This window comes from Kitasatospora sp. NPDC089913 (assembly GCF_044748625.1).
Lineage (GTDB): Bacteria > Actinomycetota > Actinomycetes > Streptomycetales > Streptomycetaceae > Kitasatospora.
Genome location: NZ_JBIVGI010000057.1, coordinates 1 through 16,749, shown reverse-complemented (window position 1 = coordinate 16,749; position 16,749 = coordinate 1). Strand labels below are relative to the sequence as shown.

Genomic DNA, 16,749 nt, shown 5'->3' with positions numbered 1-16,749 from the left:
GGCCCCCCGGGGGGGGGCGCGGGGCGTCGTCCTCCCCCGGCGGGTCCTCCTCCGCCCCTCCGCCCCCGGGGGGGGGGCCCAAAACCCCACGTGAGTATGTGCCCCTCCGCCGTGCGCGGTCCGGCGTCCCGGCCGCCGCGTCGGGGCCGGGTGCGTCAGGGCCGGGTGCGTCAGGGCCGGGTGCGTCAGCGCCGGTAGAGCGGTTCGCCCGGCAGCCCGGCACCCGCCGGCAGGACCGCCAGGTCCAGCCCGAGGTCCAGCCGCACCCGCAGTACCGGGTCGGTGGCCACCGCCCGGCCCACCCGCTGCGCGGCCTCCTGCATCCCGGCCCGGTCCAGCTCCGGGTCCAGGACCACCGCGAGCACGCCGTCCGAGTCCTCGGCCGCCGCCAGCACCCCGGCGACCACCTGCGGCTCCGCGGCCAGCAGCGCCCGCACCGCCTCCCGCACCTCGGGGTCGGCGGCCGGCGCCAGGTACGGCCGGTTCTCCGCCAGCGCGCGCAGCCGGGCCCCGGACAGCAGGAACGGCACCGGCCCGGCCGGGTCCAGCAGCAGGGTGTCCGCGCGCTCGGAGAAGGCGACCATGGCGGCCTGCGGCGCGGCCACCGGCGCCGGGCGGGCGTCGGCCCGCCAGCGGGCCAGCGACTCCAGCGAGGTGAAGGCCGGCAGGGCGCGCCGGCCGTCGGCGGCCTCGACCAGCGGGACGGCCATGTCACTGCTCTTGTCGTGCTTGTGCCCGTGCTCGTCCACCTCGACCTCGCCGAGGATCGCCACGATCGGCACCATCAGCCGGGTCGGCGTCAGCGCCGCCAGGACCTGCGGCTCGGCGGCGGGATCCTGCGTCCAGCGGGCGAGCGCGGCGGTCAGCGCCGGGTCCGCGGTGCCGTCGTCGCCGGAGAATCCGGGGTCGGGGATGCTCTTGCCGGCGAAGGCCGGGTTCGGGAAGTCGTTGCGGTCCACCCGCCGACCCTATGCCACCGTGCGGCCGCCCCGCGCGGACCGAAGGTCCCGTCCGGGCCCTGTCGGAGCCCCTGTCCGGAGCGTCCGCCCGGACCCCCGTCCGAAGGTCCCCCGTCCGACCCCTACCCGCGGGTAGGGCGGGTGTGGCACGCTGCGCCCATGGCCACGCCCCAAGCCGCTGCCCGCACCGCGTCCACCCGCCCGGCCGCCGCCCCGCCGGCCCCCTCCCCCGCGGCCGACCGCGCCCGGTACGACCGGGCCACCGCCCATCTGGACGGCCCGGTGGCCGTGGTCGACCTGGCCGCCTTCGACGCCAACGCCGCCGACCTGGTGCGCCGGGCCGGGGGCAAGCCGGTCCGGGTGGCCAGCAAGTCGGTGCGCTGCCGCGCCCTGCTGGAACGGGCACTGGCCGTGGAGGGCTTCGCCGGGGTGATGGGCTTCACCCTCGCCGAGTCGCTCTGGCTGGCCCGCACCGGTCTGCGCGACGTCCTGCTCGCCTACCCCTCGAGCGACCGCGCCGGTTTCGCCGAGCTGACCGCCGACCCGGAGCTGGCCGCCGCCGTCACCGTGGTCCTGGACGACCCGGCCCAGCTGGACCTGGTCGACGCGGCCCGGGGCGGCTCCGCCGAGGTGCGGGTCTGCCTGGAGCTGGACACCGCGCTGCACCTGCTCGGCGGCCGGGTCCGGGTCGGCGCCCGCCGCTCGCCGCTGCGCACCCCCGGGGACGTGGCCGCCTTCGCCGAGCTGGTGCAGCGCCGCCGTGGCTTCCGGGTGGTCGGGCTGATGGCCTACGAGGGACACGTCGCCGGGGTGGGCGACGCGGTGCCCGGGCGGCCGGTGCGCTCCGGGCTGATCCGGCTGATGCAGGCCCGGGCCCGGACCGAGCTGGCCGAGCGGCGGGCCGCGACGGTCCGACTGGTGCGCCGGGTGGCCGAGCTGGAGTTCGTCAACGGCGGCGGCACCGGCAGCGTCGAGTCGACGGTGGCCGAGGCCGCGGTGACCGAGGTGGCGGCCGGCTCCGGGCTGTACCAACCGCGGCTGTTCGACAACTACCGCTCGTTCCGGGGCCGGCCGGCCGCGCTGTTCGGCCAGCCGGTGGTCCGTCGGCCCGGGCTCGGCGTCGTGACGGTGCTGGGCGGCGGCTACCCGGCGTCCGGCGCGGCCGGTCCGGACCGCTCCCCCGTGCCGTACCTGCCGGCCGGGCTGCGCTACGACCCGATGGAGGGGGCCGGCGAGGTGCAGACGCCACTGCTCGGCGCGGCCGCGGACGACCTGCTGATCGGCGACCGGGTCTGGTTCCGGCACGCCAAGGCGGGGGAACTCTGCGAGCGCTTCCCGGAGTTGCACCTGATCGAGGGCGACCGGGTGGTGCGCACCGTGCCCACCTACCGGGGCGAGGGGCACACCTTCCTCTGAGCCGCGCGCTCCCTCCCCCTCGGCGGCCGCGGTTCCACTACCGTGGACGGGGGCACCGGACCGACGGAGGGGGAGGCCGTGGAGGCCGAGATCGCGCAGCTGGTGACGACGGGGGCCACCACGGTGGTCGGGCTGATGGCCACCGAGGCGTGGACGCAGCTGCGGTCCCGCCTCGCGGGGCTGCTGGGGCGCGGGCGGGACGCCGAGGAGGTGTCGGCGGAGCTGGAGGAGATCCGGGTCGAGGTGGTCCGGGCGGACGGCGACGCCGAACTGGTGGGCGACCAGGCCGCCGAGCTGCGCAACCGGATCCGCCGGGCGCTGCGGCAGGACCCGCAGGCGGCGGCGGAGCTGGCGGCCCTGCTGCGGGAGTTCGCGCCGCGGCAGCAGCCGGGCCTCACCGTGCACAACGAGATCCGCGGCGGGACGTTCAACGAGTCCGTCGTCCAGGCGGGGCGGGCCGACCGGATCACCTACAACTACCAGTCCCCGCCGCCCGGGAGGGACTGACCCCGCCCGGGTCGCCGGGAGTCCCGGGAGCCCCGCCGGCCCCGGGAACCTTGGCCGGACCTTAAGAAGGCCCGATGGGATGCCTAACCACGGCGCCCCGTCGGGCCTTTGCGCTGCTCGGCGGGCTACATTCCGTCAAAAAGTGGCCCACAGCGCGCTATTGCCAGCTGGTCTAGTCCAATCATACGCTCAGCCCAGGGACCGGACCGCCGGGTCGACCGGCCCCTCGGGCAGACGTGCCCGGCACTCCCCCACAACCTCGGCCCGGTACACGGTCAAGGAGTCCCCACCCCATGTCCATGAAGCGCACCGCCCTGTCCGTCGGCGTCATCGGCGCCGCGTTCCTCTCCGTCTCGGCCGCCGGCATCGGCACGGCCGGCGCCCACGGCACCGTGACCAACCCGGTCAGCCGGGTCGCGGCCTGCTACGCCGAGGGCCCGGAGACCCCCAAGTCGCAGATCTGCAAGGACCTCGTCGCACTGAGCGGCACCCAGCCGCTGTACGACTGGAACGAGGTCAACCTCGCCAACGCCGCGGGCAACCACCAGGCGCTGATCCCGGACGGCAAGCTCTGCTCCGCCGGGCGCGACAAGTACAAGGCCCTGGACCTGCCGCGCGCCGACTGGCCGGCCACCGCGGTCACCGCCGGCAAGATCGACTTCAAGTTCCGGGTCACCGCCCCGCACCAGGGCAACCAGACCATCTACATCACCAAGCAGAGCTGGAACCCCACCCAGCCGCTGAAGTGGTCCGACCTCGACCCGGTGACGGTCGCCCAGGTGCCGACCCTGCGCACCTCGGACAACGGCTACTACAACTACAGCGGCACCCTGCCGCAGCGCACCGGCCGTCAGCTGCTCTACATGGTGTGGCAGCGCACCGACAGCCCCGAGGCGTTCTACAGCTGCTCGGACATCGACTTCGGCAAGGGCACCTCGCTCACCGAGGCGGTCTCCGCGCTCACCGCCCAGGCCCCGGCCGCGCCGAGCGAGGCGCAGATCGCCGCAGGCCAGTCCAAGTCCACCGTGGCCCACCACGGACACGGCGGCAACGCCGAGGAGCCGGCCGGCAAGGTCGTCGCGGCCGACAGCGCCGCGGTCGGCGGCGGTTCGGCCACCGGGCCGCTGCTGCTCACCGGTGCCGCCGCGATCGGCCTCGGCTGGGCCGCCATGGTGCTCCGGCGCCGTCGGGTCGAGGCTGTTCGACACGACGGCTGACCGCCGGAAGCCGGGGCGGCGCCGTCCTCGGACCCCCGTTCGGCGCCTGCCCCGGCCGATCCACCCGTTGCAGTACGGCGGGGGGGGGCGCCGGCGGGGGGGGGGGGGGGGGCGCGCGGGGGGGGGGGCGCCCCCGCGGGGGGCCCGCGGGCGGCCCGCGGGGGTGGGGGGGGGCCGCGGCCCCCGGGGGGGGGGGGGGGCGGGGGGCCCGGGGGGGGGGGGGGGGGGGGGGCCCCCCCCGCCGTGCGTGAGCCGAACCGTGCGGACCGCGCCCCGGGGCCCGGTCGGGTCCCGGGGCGACTGCCGCGTCAGGTGTTGGAGGTGCCGGTACCGCCGCCGTCCTGGCCGCCGGGGAAGCCCGGGATCGCGGGCAGCTTGCCGCTGTAGTCGTTGATGCCCTTGAGGATGGTGTCCATCACCGAGACGTCCGGCGCCTTGTCGGCGATGTCGAAGCCGAAGTGCACCGAGACCAGCGACTTGCCGTCGGCGGACGGGAAGACCACCGTCTGCACGTAGCCGTCGTTGCCCTTGGCGGCGTCCACCTTCCAGCGGACCAGGTAGCCGTCGCGGCCGTCCACCTTGACCGCCTCGGACTTGAGCTCCTGGTGCGAGAGGACCTCGTTGTAGGAGTCCTTGACGGCCTTGTCGATGTCGGCCTTGGCCGCCGCCTGGACGTCGGTGCCGCTGCCGTCGATCCGGCCGGTGTTGGCACCGCCCAGCGAGCAGCTGCCGCCGCCCTCGCAGTCGTAGGAGCCGATGGTGATCAGGGCGAAGCCGTCGCGGGTGGTGCCGCCCTCCCAGCCCGAGGGGATGGACAGGACCAGCCGGTTCACGGCGTCGACGGCCTGGGTGCTGTTGGCGCCGTTGCCGCGGCCGCCGTTGCCGTTGCCCTGGCCGCCGTTGCCGTTCCCGTTGCCCCGGCCGCCGTTGCCCTGGCCACCGCCGTTGCCGTTGCCGTTACCGCCGTTGCCGTTGTTGCCGCCGTTGCCGTTGTTGCCGCCGTTGCCGCCCGGGTCGCCGAAGTCCGGCAGACCGCGCCACGGGCCGCCATTGCCGTTGCCGTTGCCGCCCGGCGGAACGGCCTGGCGCGCGTTGTGGTGCCGGTCGCCGTGGTCGTCCATCGCCAGATAGGTGATGCCCGAACCGACGCCCAGGCCCAGCACGGCCGCCACGGTGGCCGCGATCACGAGCTTGGACGGCTTGCGGCGCCGCTTCGGCGGCGGGGGCGGCGGCGAACCGTAGGCGGCGCCGAAGGGCGGCGGCTCCGGGAAGCGGACCGACGGTCCGCTGTCCAGCACCTCCCCCTCCAGCACCCGGGTCTCGGCGGTCTCCTCCGGCCCCGGAGCGCCGGCCGCCGGGGCCTCCGGCGGCGGCGCGTCCGAGGGTGCGGGCCGGGTGCTGGCCGTCCAGCCCTTGCCGTCCCACCAGCGCTGGGGTCGCGGGTCGCTGGTGATGTCCTTCGGGTCCGGGTACCACCCGGCGGGGATCTGCTCACTCACGACAGAGAATCTAAAGGCAGCCGGATAAGCGCGAAATCAGCTGGACCCCGAATTCCGGCCCTTTTCGATGAAATTACCGTGAGAAGGCGGCAGCGGCCCCTCCGAGAGCCCGGACCGTGTCTTTCCGATCACACCCCGGGCCGCACCGTGCTCGCACTCCGGGCGGCACCCGGTCACTCCCCGGGGCCGTGCGGCGGCGCCGCACCGGCGCCGGAGATCCCGCCGTCCACCAGGAGCTCGCCGGCCGTCATGAACGAGGAATCGTCGCTGGCCAGGAAGGCGACCGCGGCCGCGATCTCCTCCGGCCGGGCGAAGCGGCCGAGCGGGACCCGCGCCAGCCGGCGGGCCGCCCGCTCCGGGTCCGCGGCGACCAGCTCGCGCAGCAGCGGGGTGTCCACCGGCCCCGGGGAGAGCGCGTTCACCCGGATCCCCTCCCTGGCGAACTGCACGCCCAGCTCGCGCGACATCGCGAGCACTCCGCCCCGGGACGCGGCGGCGGAGATCCGCGAGGCCGCCGAGCCCGACCGGGCCACGAAGCCCGCGGCGTTGACGATCGAACCGCGCCCGTGCCGGCGCATGTACGGCAGCACGGCCAGACAGCACAGGCGGACCGAGGTCAGGTCGGCCTCCTGGACCCCGCGCCAGGCGTCCGGCCCGGCGGTCAGGACCGCGTCGTCCTCCGGCAGCGGGGTGTCCGTGTTGTTGAAGGCGACGTCCACACTGCCGAAGGTCTCGTAGGCCTCGTCGAAGAGCGCCTCGACCATCGCCGGGTCGGTCACGTCGGTGTGCACGAACAGGCCGCCGACCGCTTCGGCGGCCGCCCTGCCGGCGGTCTCGTCGAGGTCGGCGCAGACCACCCGGGCGCCCTCGGCGGCGAGCCGGCGGGCCGAGGCCGGGCCGATCCCGCTGCCCGCACCCGTGATCACGGCCGTACGCCCGACCAGCCGGCGGCAGACCGGCTCGCCGGCCTCCCCGGACTCGTGGGGGTGGTGCGGCCGGGGGGCGTTCCGGGTCACTGGCGGCTCCTACGCGTCGGTGCGGATGAATACGTTCTTGGTCTCGGTGAAGTGCGCCAGCGCCTCCGGCCCCAGCTCGCGGCCGACCCCGGACTCCCCGAAACCGCCGAACGGCGTCCAGTACCGCACCGAGGAGTGCGAGTTGACCGAGAGGTTCCCGGCCGCGACGCCGCGCGCCAGCCGCAGCGCCCGGCCCAGGTCGCGGGTCCAGATCGAGCCGGACAGGCCGTACCTGGTCGCGTTGGCCAGCCGCAGCGCGTCCGCCTCGTCCTCGAACGGGAGCACCACCGCGACCGGGCCGAAGATCTCCTCGGTGACCGCCGGGACGTCCGGCCGGGCCGGCGCCAGCACCGTCGGCGGGAACCAGAAGCCGGGGCCGTCCGGGACGGTGCCGCGGGCCAGCACCGGCAGGTCGGGCGTCACGTACGAGGCCACCCGCCGTACCTGCGCGGCCGAGATCAGCGGGCCGAGCGTGGTCCGCGGATCGGCCGGGTCGCCGGTGCGGACCGTCTCCACGGCCGGCAGCAGCAGGGCCAGGAAGTCCTCCAGGACCTCCCGCTGGACCAGGATCCGGCTGCGGGCGCAGCAGTCCTGGCCGCTGTTGTCGAGGAAGGACATCGGGTCGGCGGCGCCCGCGAGGTCGGCGTCGGCGAAGACGATGTTGGGGCTCTTGCCGCCGAGTTCGAGGGTCACCCGCTTGGCCCGGGCCGCGCAGCGGGCGGCGACCTCCTTGCCGACCAGGGTGGAGCCGGTGAAGACGATCTTCCGCACGTCCGGGTGGTCCACCAGCGCCCGGCCGGTCACCGGCCCGGAGCCCGGCACCACCTGGAACAGGCCCTCGGGCAGTCCGGCGGCGAGGGCGAGTTCGGCGAGCCGCAGCGCGGTGAGCGGGGTCGCCTCGGCGGGCTTGAGCAGGACCGCGTTGCCCGCCGCGAGGGCGGGTGCGAAGCCCCAGGCGGCGATCGGCATCGGGAGGTTCCACGGCGCGATCACCCCGACCACGCCGACCGGTTCGCGGAAGGTGACGTCCAGCCCCCCGGCCACCGGGATCTGCCGCCCGGTCAGCCGCTCCACTCCCCCGGCCGCGTACTCCAGCAGGTCGCGGACGTTGCCGGCCTCCCAGGTGGCGTTGCCGATGGTGTGGCCGGCCTCGGTGACCTCCAGGGCGGCGAGTTCGGGGACGTGCACGTCCACCTGGTCGGCGAAGCGCCGCAGCAGCCGGGCCCGTTCGCCGGGCGCCAGGGCGGCCCAGCCGCGCTGGGCCGCGACGGCGCGCCGCACCGCGGCGTCGAGCCGGACGGGCGTGGTGTCGGGCAGCGTGGCGAGGACCTCGCCGGTGGCGGGGTTGCGGACGGTGCAGGCGGGGGGCGCCGCGCCGGTGAGGGTGGTGGTCGTGTCGATGGTGCTCACATCCGCTCGAAGGACCGGTAGCGCTCCCAGTCGGTGATCGCTCCGTCGTAGGCGTCCTGCTCGACCCGGGCCATGTGGAGGTAGTGCTCGACCACGTCGTCCCCGAAGGCGGTGCGGGCCAGTTCGCTGGCGCCCCACAGGTCGGCGGCCTCGCGCAGCGAGCCGGGCACCCGGGCGTAGTCCTCGACGGCGTAGGCGTTGCCCAGGCAGGGGGCGGGCGGCTCCAGCTTCTGCTGGACGCCGTGCAGACCGGCGGCGATCATGCCGGCCACCGCCAGGTAGGGGTTGACGTCCCCGCCGGGCACCCGGTTCTCCATCCGCAGGCCCGCGCCGTGCCCCACCACCCGGTAGGCGCACGTCCGGTTGTCCCGGCCCCACGCGACCGCGGTCGGCGCGAACGAGCCCGGGCGGTAGCGCTTGTAGGAGTTGATGTTGGGCGCGTACAGCAGGGTGAACTCGCGCAGCGCGAGCAGCTGCCCGGCCAGGAAGTGCCGCATGGTGTCGGTCATCCGGCCGTCGGCGGCGGCGAACGCCGGGGCGCCCACCGCGTCCCGCAGCGACAGGTGGATGTGGCAGCTGTTGCCCTCGCGCTGGTCGTACTTGGCCATGAAGGTGAGTGCGCAGCCGAGTTGGGCGGCGATCTCCTTGGCGCCGGTCTTGTAGACGCTGTGCTGGTCGCAGGTGGTGAGCGCGTCGGCGTAGCGGAAGGCGATCTCGTGCTGACCGAGGTTGCACTCGCCCTTGGCGGACTCGACCACCAGGCCCGCGCCGGCCATCTCGGTGCGGATCCGGGAGAGCAGCGGCTCGACCCTGGCGGTGCCCAGCAGCGAGTAGTCGACGTTGTAGAGGTTGGCCGGGGTCAGCCCGCGGTAACCACCCTGCCAGGCCTGTTCGTAGGTGTCGCGGAACACCAGGAACTCCAGCTCGGTGCCGATGTCGGCGGCGAGGCCGTACTCGGCGAGCCGGGCGATCTGGCGGCGCAGCAGCTGGCGGGGGGCGGCGGCCACCGGGTGGCCGCCGCGTCCGGCGAGGTCGGCGGTGACCTGCGCGGTGCCGGGCTGCCAGGGGGTCAGGCGGAGGGTCGACAGGTCGGGGCGCATGGCGAAGTCGCCGTAGCCGGTCTCCCAGGAGGAGAGCGCGTAGCCGTCAACCGTGTTGAGTTCGATGTCCACGGCCAGCAGGTACTCGCAGGCGTCGGCACCGTGCTCGGCCACCTCGTCGAGGAAGAAACCGGCGGCGAAGCGCTTGCCCTGGAGCCGGCCCTGCATGTCGGTGAAGGCCAGGGCGACGGTGTGCACCTCGCCCGCGTCGACCAGCGCGCGCAGCTCGTCGAGGGTGAGCGGGGCGCGCCGTCGGGGGGTGCCGGGCCCGGCGGCCCCGGGTGCGGTGGTGCGGTCGGACATGGTGGAGGCCCTCCTCCTGTTCCTCGATCACGCAGCGAGACGGCGCGGTCACAGCGAACCGTACGGCCTGGCGCTGACAGCACGGAAGAGGGCGGACGGGTGTGGCGCGCCGAGGTGCGAGGTTGACGGGTGACCGGGCGGGACGGGAGGAGAATGCGCGCCATGGATCGCAGGCCTATTGTCGGCGTCAGCACCTATCTGGTGGACGCGAGTTGGAGCGACTGGCGCGACCGCCGGGTGGCCCTGGTGCCCGAGCGGTACACCGCCTACGTACAGAATGCGGGCGGGATCGCGGTGCTGCTGCCGCCCGACGCCCCCGAGCGCGCGCCGGAGGTGCTCGCCCGGCTGGACGCACTGGTCGTCGCGGGCGGACCGGACATCGACCCCGCCTACTACGGGCAGCCGCCGCATCCGCTGACCGATCTGGACACGGTCGAGCGGGACGTCTGGGAGTCGGCGCTGCTGCGGGCGGCGCTGGCGGCCGGGATGCCGCTGCTGGGGATCTGCCGGGGCATGCAGGTGCTCAACGTGGTGTGCGGGGGCACGCTGATCCAGCACCTGCCGGACGTGGTGGCGGTGGACGTGCACGCGGGCTCGCCCGGCCGGTACGGGACGCACGTGGTGCGGCCGGTACCGGGGACGCTGCTGGGCGGACTGCTGCCGGAGCCGGAGCTGACCGTGCCGACCTTCCACCACCAGGCGGTGGACCGGCTGGGGACCGGGCTGCGGGTGTGCGCGCACGCGCCGGACGGGACGGTGGAGGCGGTGGAGGGGCCGGGGTTCACGCTCGGGGTGCAGTGGCATCCGGAGCAGGGTGAGGACCTGCGGGTGATGCGGGCACTGGTGCGGGCCGCGACGGCGGCGCGGTCGTTGCAGCTGGAGCCGGTGGAGGTGGGGTAGCCGTACGGTCGGGGCGGCGGGGCCGGAGGCCGCCGGGACCGGGCGCGGCGTCGGTGACGGTGGCGGCCACGGCGTCGGTGACGGTGGCGGCGTCGGCAGCGGTGTCGGCTCCCGCCCCGACCTCCTCGCTCGCCCCCGCCCTCCTCGCCGCCGCCACCGCTCCCGGGCCCGGCCCTTGTGCCCGGAGTGTTCCGGCGGCGGCGCGGAGGGCGGGCAGCATCCGGGCGGCGTACTCGGCGTGCCCGGCGGGGCCGGCGGAACCGGGCCCGGCGGCGGGGGCGACCGGGGTCCCGGTGCGTTCGGCGGCGCGGATCTGGCGCCGGGCGAGGCGGCGGGCGCGGGGCGCGCCGAGCAACCGGGCCGGGGCGCGGAGGCCGGGTGCGGGGCCGGGGTCGGGGTCGGGGCAGGGCACCACGACCGGGTGCCAGCCGGTGTCGCGGAGCCGCCGGAGCACCAGGACGAAGCGGCGGGCGGCACGGCCGACCGGGAGCGGGAGCAGGGCGTCGGCGCCGCCCACGGCCACTACCGCGATGCCGGGCCTGAGCCGGGAGGCCAGGGCGAGCTGGTGCCGCAGGGCGTCCGTGGTGGCGCCGGGCCGGGCCAGGACCCGGAGGTCGACGGGCCGGTCCAGGTGCTCGCCGAGGGAGCGGGCGAGACGGGCGCCGAGGGTCCCGCCGGGCGGGACGGCTCCGGGGCCGAGGGCGAGCGAGTCGCCGAGCAGCAGCAGGGTGAGCGGCCGGGGGTCGGCGGGCCGGTCCGGGCCGTAGCGGCCGTCGACGGCCGGGGGCGACCGGTCGGCGGACGACCGGCGCATCAGCAGCCGGGCGCACAGGCGGACGACGAGCGCGGGCGGACGGAGGTCGCCGCCGGCCGGGACGGGACGCTCCCGGGCAGGGCTTCGGGGCGACCCCGGGGGCCGTGCCGGTCGGCAGTCCGCACAGGTCTGACTGTTCGTCATCCACAGTTCGGTGAGCGCGAGTTCCGCGAGGCGGTGGACGGACCGGGCCGTGGTGATCTTCACGGGCGTCGATCGTGGTGCAGGCGCTCGGGGGCGCGCAAACCGGGCTCACCCGCCCGGGTGAGCGCTCCCGTCCCCGGTTCACGCCGGTCCGGACGTTCGGCGCGGCCGGGGCCGGGGCGGCTCGGACCATCGGCCGCGCAGGCCGTTGCCTGCTCGGGCCGTCGGCAGCGCGGGCCGTTGCCCTCTCGGGCCGTCTGCAGCGCGGGCCGTCCGCGGTGCAAACCGTCGGCCGCTCAGGCCGGCGGCAGTCCGGCGGCCACGGCGAGCACCCCGGCCGCGCCGGCGGCCAGCAGGGCGAGCACCACGCCCCGCCGGGCGAGCACCAGCCAGAGCAGCGCCCCCGCCAGCACGCCCCACTGCCAGCCGTACCCGAGCGAAGCGGCCAGCGGCAGCGCGGAGCCGGCGATGGCGCCGGTCACGGCCGGTCCGGCGCCGGTGAGGAAGTCCCGCACCCGCCGGTCGGCCCGGAGCCGGTCGAAGTGACGGCCGCCGAGGAGCACGAAGAGGAAGGACGGCGCGAACGCGACCGCCGCCGCGAGCAGGCCGCCGCCGAGCCCGGCCGCCGCGTAGCCGACCGCCGCGACGGTGTGCACCACCGGCCCCGGGGTGACCTGGCCGAGGGCTACGGCGTTGAGGAACTGTCCGTCGGTCATCCAGTGGTAGCGGTTGACCGCGTCGTCCCGCATCAGCGGGATGATCACGAACCCTCCCCCGTAGGAGAGCGCGCCCACCTTGAACGCCACCCAGGCCACCGCCCCGAGCCCGCCGAGCCCGCCGAGGGCGAGCGGCCCGGTGGCGAGCGGCAGCCCGGACCGGGCGCCCGGTCCGCCGGGCCCGCCCGGTCCGCCTGGTCCGCCTGGTTCCCGGTCGCCCCTTCCGCCCCGGACGGCGATCTCGGCCAGTCCGGCGGCGATCAGTACCAGGACCAGCCAGGGCCCGGTCAGCACCGCCGCCACCGCCCCGGCCAGCGCGTACCCGGCCCAGCGGGCACGGGCGGCCCCGGTCCGGCCGATCCGGCCGAGGCTCGCCGGGACCAGCGAGGTGGCCGCCTGCACCGCGACCGCCGGTACCGCCGCCCCGGCGCCGGCCGCCGCGCCGAGCACCCAGAGCGGCGGGTCGCCGGCCAGGAACAGCGCCGCCAGCGCGAGGATCAGCACCAGCCCGGGCCCGACGAAGCAGACCCCGCCGACCAGCGCGCCGGGCGCGCCGCGCAGCCGCCACGCGGTCAGGACGGCCAGCTGGGTGGAGGCCGGACCGGGCAGCAGATTGGTCGCCGCGATGCCGTCCTCGAACTCCTCGGGGGTCAGCCACCGCCGCCGCTCCACGCAGAGCCGGCGCAGCAGCAGGATGTGCGCGGGCGGCCCGCCGAAGCCGGTGATCCCGATCCGGCCCCACTCGCGGGCGATCGTGCCGAGGCCGACCACCCGTTCGGCCCCTCCGCTGCGCCCGTCCGGCCCCATGCGCTTCTCCCCTGGTCAACGACGGCGGGACGATACCCCACGAGGGTTACGACGCGGCAATGACAACGGTCTCCAATGCAGCCTTTGGATCTTCGTTCGATGTGCGGTTCACTTCGGGTGCGGGGCGGTCACGGACACCGCCCCTTACCCCCACGCGTTCATGGGCTCCAGGAGAGGACTTCGATGGCCGGCCACGAGCACTCCCAGCATGATCATGAGCATGACCACCAGCACGGCGGCCGGGGCGGCCACGGCGGCCATTCGCACGGCGTGGCCGCCGACGCCGACCGCCGGTGGCTGCTGAGCGCGCTCGCACTGATCGTGGTGTTCATGGCCGGCGAGGTGGTGGTGGGCTTCGCCGCCCAGTCGCTGGCGCTGATCTCGGACGCCGCCCACATGCTCACCGACGCCGCCTCGATCGTGCTGGCGCTGATCGCCATGCGGCTCTCCGCCCGCCCCGCGCGCGGCGGCTACACCTACGGGCTCAAGCGCGCCGAGATCCTCTCCGCCCAGGCCAACGGGGTCACGCTGCTGCTGCTGTCGGCCTGGCTCGGCTACGAGGCGATCAGCCGGCTGCTCGAACCGCCGGAGGTGACCGGTTCGCTGGTCCTGATCACCGCACTGGTCGGGATCGTGGTGAACGTGGCCGCCACCTGGTGCATGTCCAAGGCCAACCGCAGCTCGCTGAACGTCGAGGGCGCCTTCCAGCACGTCCTGACCGACCTGTACGCGTTCATCGCCACCGCCGTGGCCGGTCTGATCGTGGTGACCACCGGCTTCGCCCGGGCCGACTCGATCGCCTCGCTGATCGTGGTCGCGCTGATGCTGAAGGCGGGCATCGGCCTGGTCCGCGACTCCGGACGGATCTTCCTGGAGGCCGCGCCCGCGGGGATCGACCCGGACGCGGTGGCCGACCGGCTGGTCGACCAGCCCCTGGTCGAGGAGATCCACGACCTTCACATCTGGGAGATCACCTCGGGGCAGCCGGCGCTCTCCGCGCACATCCTGGTCACCCCGGGCGGCGACTGCCACGCCGTACGGCGCGAACTCCAGGGCCGGCTGGCCGGCGAGTACGGGATCACCCACAGCACCCTCCAGGTCGACCACGTCGGCGAGGACGAGGCCGGCGCGCTGCTGCAGATCACCACCGCGGGCGAACTCGCCGCCGAACACTGCGCCGACGCCCACGGCCCGGTCCACCGCGCCGGCCCGCACAAGCACTAGGGGTTGGCCGGGCCGGTGGGGCCTCGCTGTCCGCCGGGTGCGGCATGATCGAAGGCGTGACCGCACCCCGCCTGATGCTGCTCGACTCCGCCAGCCTGTACTTCCGGGCCTACTTCGGCGTACCGGACACCCTGCGCTCGCCGCAGGGTGAGCCGGTCAACGCCGTCCGGGGCCTGCTGGACTTCATCGCCCGGCTGGTCCACGGCCACCGGCCCGACCAACTGGTCGCCTGCATGGACGCCGCCTGGCGGCCGCAGTGGCGGGTGGACCTCATCCCCTCCTACAAGACCCACCGGGTCGCCGAGGCCGCCGAGGACGGCGCGGAGGAGGTGCCGGACACCCTCGCCCCGCAGGTCCCGGTGATCGAACAGGTGCTGGACGCGCTCGGCATCGCCCGGATCGGCTCCGCCGACTACGAGGCGGACGACGTGATCGGCACCCTGACCGCGCGCGCCACCGGACCGGTGCAGATCGTCACCGGCGACCGCGACCTGTTCCAGCTGGTCGACGACGCCCGGGGGATCACCGTGCTCTATCCCGTCAAGGGCATGGGCAACCTCCAGGTCACCGACGACGCGCTGCTCCGGGAGAAGTACGGCGTGGGCGGCGCCCAGTACGCCGACCTGGCCGCCCTGCGCGGCGACCCGAGCGACGGCCTGCCCGGCGTCAAGGGCATCGGCGAGAAGACGGCGGCCCAGCTGATCCACGAGTACGGCGACCTCGCCGGCATCCGCGCCGCCGCCCAGGACATCGGCTCCGCGCTCACCCCGGCCCGGCGCCGCAACATCCTGGAGGCGGCGGCCTACCTGGACGTGGCGCCGACCGTGGTCCGGGTCGCCACCGACGCCCCGCTGCCCGACTTCGACCCGGCCCTGCCGACCGAGCCCCTCGACCCAATGACCCTGGAGTCGCTCGCCGCCCGCTGGGGCCTCGGCACCTCGCTGGAACGCGTCCTGGAGACCCTCGCCGCCCGCTGAACACCCACCGCCTCCGACAGGGCCCGTCGCACCGTGCGACGGGCCCTTTGCTTTGCCGTCCCATGAACTCTTGACTGCAATCTACTTTGCAATGCAAAGTCTAGCCACTGACACAACGTCACCAGGGGTGGACCATGGACACACTGCACCGGGACGACCCGGCCGCACTGCTCGCCGCCACGAAGGGCCTGCGCGCCCGGGCCCGGACCCAGCTAGGAGGCGCGGGCGTCCCGCTGCTCGGCCTCGGACTGCTGGCCCTGGCCGCCGTCCCGATCGCGCGGGAGGCGTACAACTTCGGCGCCACCGGTCGGACCATCACCTCGTACCCGGCCTTCGCCTACGCGGAGTACACCGGCCTCTGCGTGCAGCACGGCGCACCCGACAGCCCTTGCGTGACCAGCGATTTCGACGGTGCGATCCTGCGCCTCCTGGCCTGGGGGATCTGGTTCGCACTGCTCCCGCTGGCCTGGTTCGTACTGGCCCGCTGGTACCGGCGGCGCGGCGAGGCCCGCGGCATCGTCCCGCATCGCAGCGCCTGGCTCGGTGCCACGGCCGCGGCCACCGTCGTGGTCACCGCCGTTGTGCTCACGTTGGCCTTCGCCCAACGGGTGCCGTTCTCACTCTCCGTTCTCGGGAACGACTACGCCTCGCCCTGGTACGTGCTCGGCATCGGCCTGCTGATCCTCGGCTTGACCGAGCGCAGCCCGCTTGTGGCCGCCACGGGCCTCGTCCACGCCGTGCTGCTCACCGTCTTCCTCGGCGCGTCCGGGGACGGCAGCCGGCTTCCGTGGCTCGACGACCCCCGGTCGAAGGCCCTGCTGCTCGCCGCCGTGCTGCTGGCCCCCGGCCTGGCCCAGTGGGCCGCCGAGCGTCGCACGTCCGCCGCATCCCGTACGGTCGGCCCATGAGCGTCACGGACGACACCGAGGAACAGCACCCGACCCTGGCCCTGGACGACACCGTCCACCAGCGGGTCCGCCTCGGGGTCCTGGCGATCGCCCGCGAGGCGGAGAGTGTCGACTTCGCCTTCCTCAAGCAGGAGCTGGGGCTCACCGACGGCAACCTCTCCCGGCACCTGAAGGTCCTGGAGGACTCCGGACTTGTCGCCGTGAACAAGGGCTACGCCGGCCGCCGCCCCCGCACCTGGGTCACCCTCACCACCGCCGGCACCCAGGCCCTCGACCGCGAACTGCGCGCCCTGCGCGAACTGGTCCGCCGCCTCGACGCCGCCAGCCGCCCTCCTGCATAGGAAGTCGGCCGGTCCGACTTCCGGCGCGCGGGCCCAACCTGAAGTGATCATGGTGCGCCGACGGGGGACGTACCGGCCGGCCGCGTACCGACAGGGGGCGGGGCGGATGCTGGAAACCTACGAACGGGCGGCCCGGGAGGCCGGGTTCGCGCTCGACAACCCACAGCGCGCCGCCGCCGACCGCCTCGCCCGCCCCGGCGCCGAGATCGACCGCACCCTCAGCCGCCCGCAAACTCCTCGACGACGCCTGACCGTACGCGAGGTACCAGCCCTGATCCGAGGCCGGCGGGCTGCCCTCGCCCAGCTCGGGCGAGGGCAGCCGACCATGCGTCAGCCCGCCTCTCGCAAACCGGAGCGGCGATCGCACTCGGCGATGTTGAGTGTCTCGGAGTGGGAAGTCGGCCCGGCCGACTTACCACACCACCCCCCGTGGTGGGGTTGGAGGCTCGCCACCCCCAAGCCGGAGGAGGCCCCGGAAATTGGGTGGGGCC

At 75.3% G+C, this 16,749-nt stretch carries 15 protein-coding genes and 1 pseudogene; 9 read left to right on the top strand and 7 right to left on the bottom strand.

Going from position 1 to position 16,749, the window contains the following annotated elements; translation table 11 throughout:
- Window positions 1–185 precede the first annotated feature (185 nt).
- A complete protein-coding gene (locus ACIPYS_RS39965; protein ID WP_093862776.1) occupies window positions 186–959 on the bottom strand; it encodes an SseB family protein in 774 nt (257 codons plus the stop codon).
- A 159-nt stretch (window positions 960–1,118) separates the two neighbouring features.
- On the opposite strand from ACIPYS_RS39965, the gene ACIPYS_RS39960 reads away from it, so the two are divergent.
- The 3 genes from ACIPYS_RS39960 (at window position 1,119) to ACIPYS_RS39950 (ending at window position 4,099) form a co-directional block, all read left to right on the top strand.
- Window positions 1,119–2,375: an amino acid deaminase/aldolase gene (locus ACIPYS_RS39960; protein WP_400755524.1), complete on the top strand. Its 1,257-nt coding sequence runs from the start codon at window positions 1,119–1,121 to the stop codon at window positions 2,373–2,375.
- Window positions 2,376–2,453: 78 nt separating this feature from the next.
- Window positions 2,454–2,882, top strand: a complete 429-nt coding sequence (locus ACIPYS_RS39955; protein WP_093862774.1) for a hypothetical protein — start codon at window positions 2,454–2,456, stop codon at window positions 2,880–2,882.
- A gap of 293 nt (window positions 2,883–3,175) precedes the next feature.
- Window positions 3,176–4,099 (top strand): lytic polysaccharide monooxygenase, encoded by a 924-nt coding sequence (locus ACIPYS_RS39950; protein ID WP_400755521.1) that lies wholly within the window; start codon window positions 3,176–3,178, stop codon window positions 4,097–4,099.
- Window positions 4,100–4,407: 308 nt separating this feature from the next.
- On the opposite strand, the gene ACIPYS_RS39945 is transcribed toward ACIPYS_RS39950, so the two are convergent.
- From ACIPYS_RS39945 to ACIPYS_RS39930, 4 genes are all read right to left on the bottom strand, one after another.
- Complete coding sequence (locus ACIPYS_RS39945) at window positions 4,408–5,598, bottom strand: DUF2510 domain-containing protein (protein WP_400755520.1); 1,191 nt, start codon at window positions 5,596–5,598, stop codon at window positions 4,408–4,410.
- A gap of 173 nt (window positions 5,599–5,771) precedes the next feature.
- Window positions 5,772–6,614: an SDR family oxidoreductase gene (locus ACIPYS_RS39940; RefSeq protein WP_093862771.1), complete on the bottom strand. Its 843-nt coding sequence runs from the start codon at window positions 6,612–6,614 to the stop codon at window positions 5,772–5,774.
- 9 nt (window positions 6,615–6,623) lie between these two features.
- Window positions 6,624–8,024: an aldehyde dehydrogenase family protein gene (locus ACIPYS_RS39935; RefSeq protein ID WP_400755517.1), complete on the bottom strand. Its 1,401-nt coding sequence runs from the start codon at window positions 8,022–8,024 to the stop codon at window positions 6,624–6,626.
- A complete protein-coding gene (locus tag ACIPYS_RS39930) occupies window positions 8,021–9,427 on the bottom strand; it encodes a glutamine synthetase family protein (RefSeq protein WP_400755515.1) in 1,407 nt (468 codons plus the stop codon). The genes ACIPYS_RS39935 and ACIPYS_RS39930 overlap by 4 nt, the downstream gene beginning before the upstream one ends.
- Before the next feature lie 162 nt (window positions 9,428–9,589).
- Between ACIPYS_RS39930 and ACIPYS_RS39925 the strand changes: the two genes are divergently transcribed.
- Window positions 9,590–10,327, top strand: a complete 738-nt coding sequence (locus ACIPYS_RS39925) for a gamma-glutamyl-gamma-aminobutyrate hydrolase family protein (RefSeq protein ID WP_093862769.1) — start codon at window positions 9,590–9,592, stop codon at window positions 10,325–10,327.
- On the opposite strand, the gene ACIPYS_RS39920 is transcribed toward ACIPYS_RS39925, so the two are convergent.
- Window positions 10,209–11,348 (bottom strand): GDSL-type esterase/lipase family protein, encoded by a 1,140-nt coding sequence (locus tag ACIPYS_RS39920; RefSeq protein ID WP_400755512.1) that lies wholly within the window; start codon window positions 11,346–11,348, stop codon window positions 10,209–10,211. The genes ACIPYS_RS39925 and ACIPYS_RS39920 overlap by 119 nt on opposite strands.
- Before the next feature lie 233 nt (window positions 11,349–11,581).
- Window positions 11,582–12,808, bottom strand: a complete 1,227-nt coding sequence (locus ACIPYS_RS39915; RefSeq protein WP_400755510.1) for a chromate transporter — start codon at window positions 12,806–12,808, stop codon at window positions 11,582–11,584.
- Between the two features lie 183 nt (window positions 12,809–12,991).
- Between ACIPYS_RS39915 and ACIPYS_RS39910 the strand changes: the two genes are divergently transcribed.
- From ACIPYS_RS39910 to ACIPYS_RS39890, 5 genes and pseudogenes are all read left to right on the top strand, one after another.
- Window positions 12,992–14,032 (top strand): cation diffusion facilitator family transporter, encoded by a 1,041-nt coding sequence (locus ACIPYS_RS39910; protein WP_093862766.1) that lies wholly within the window; start codon window positions 12,992–12,994, stop codon window positions 14,030–14,032.
- A 44-nt stretch (window positions 14,033–14,076) separates the two neighbouring features.
- Window positions 14,077–15,009: a 5'-3' exonuclease H3TH domain-containing protein gene (locus tag ACIPYS_RS39905; RefSeq protein WP_400755508.1), complete on the top strand. Its 933-nt coding sequence runs from the start codon at window positions 14,077–14,079 to the stop codon at window positions 15,007–15,009.
- Window positions 15,010–15,143: 134 nt separating this feature from the next.
- A complete protein-coding gene (locus tag ACIPYS_RS39900) occupies window positions 15,144–15,917 on the top strand; it encodes a hypothetical protein (protein WP_093862764.1) in 774 nt (257 codons plus the stop codon).
- The gene (locus ACIPYS_RS39895) at window positions 15,914–16,258 is read left to right on the top strand and encodes a transcriptional regulator (protein ID WP_093862763.1); all 345 of its coding nucleotides are present in this window, start codon (window positions 15,914–15,916) and stop codon (window positions 16,256–16,258) included. The genes ACIPYS_RS39900 and ACIPYS_RS39895 overlap by 4 nt, the downstream gene beginning before the upstream one ends.
- Before the next feature lie 106 nt (window positions 16,259–16,364).
- Window positions 16,365–16,749, top strand: a pseudogene (locus tag ACIPYS_RS39890) (hypothetical protein); the annotation flags it as partial.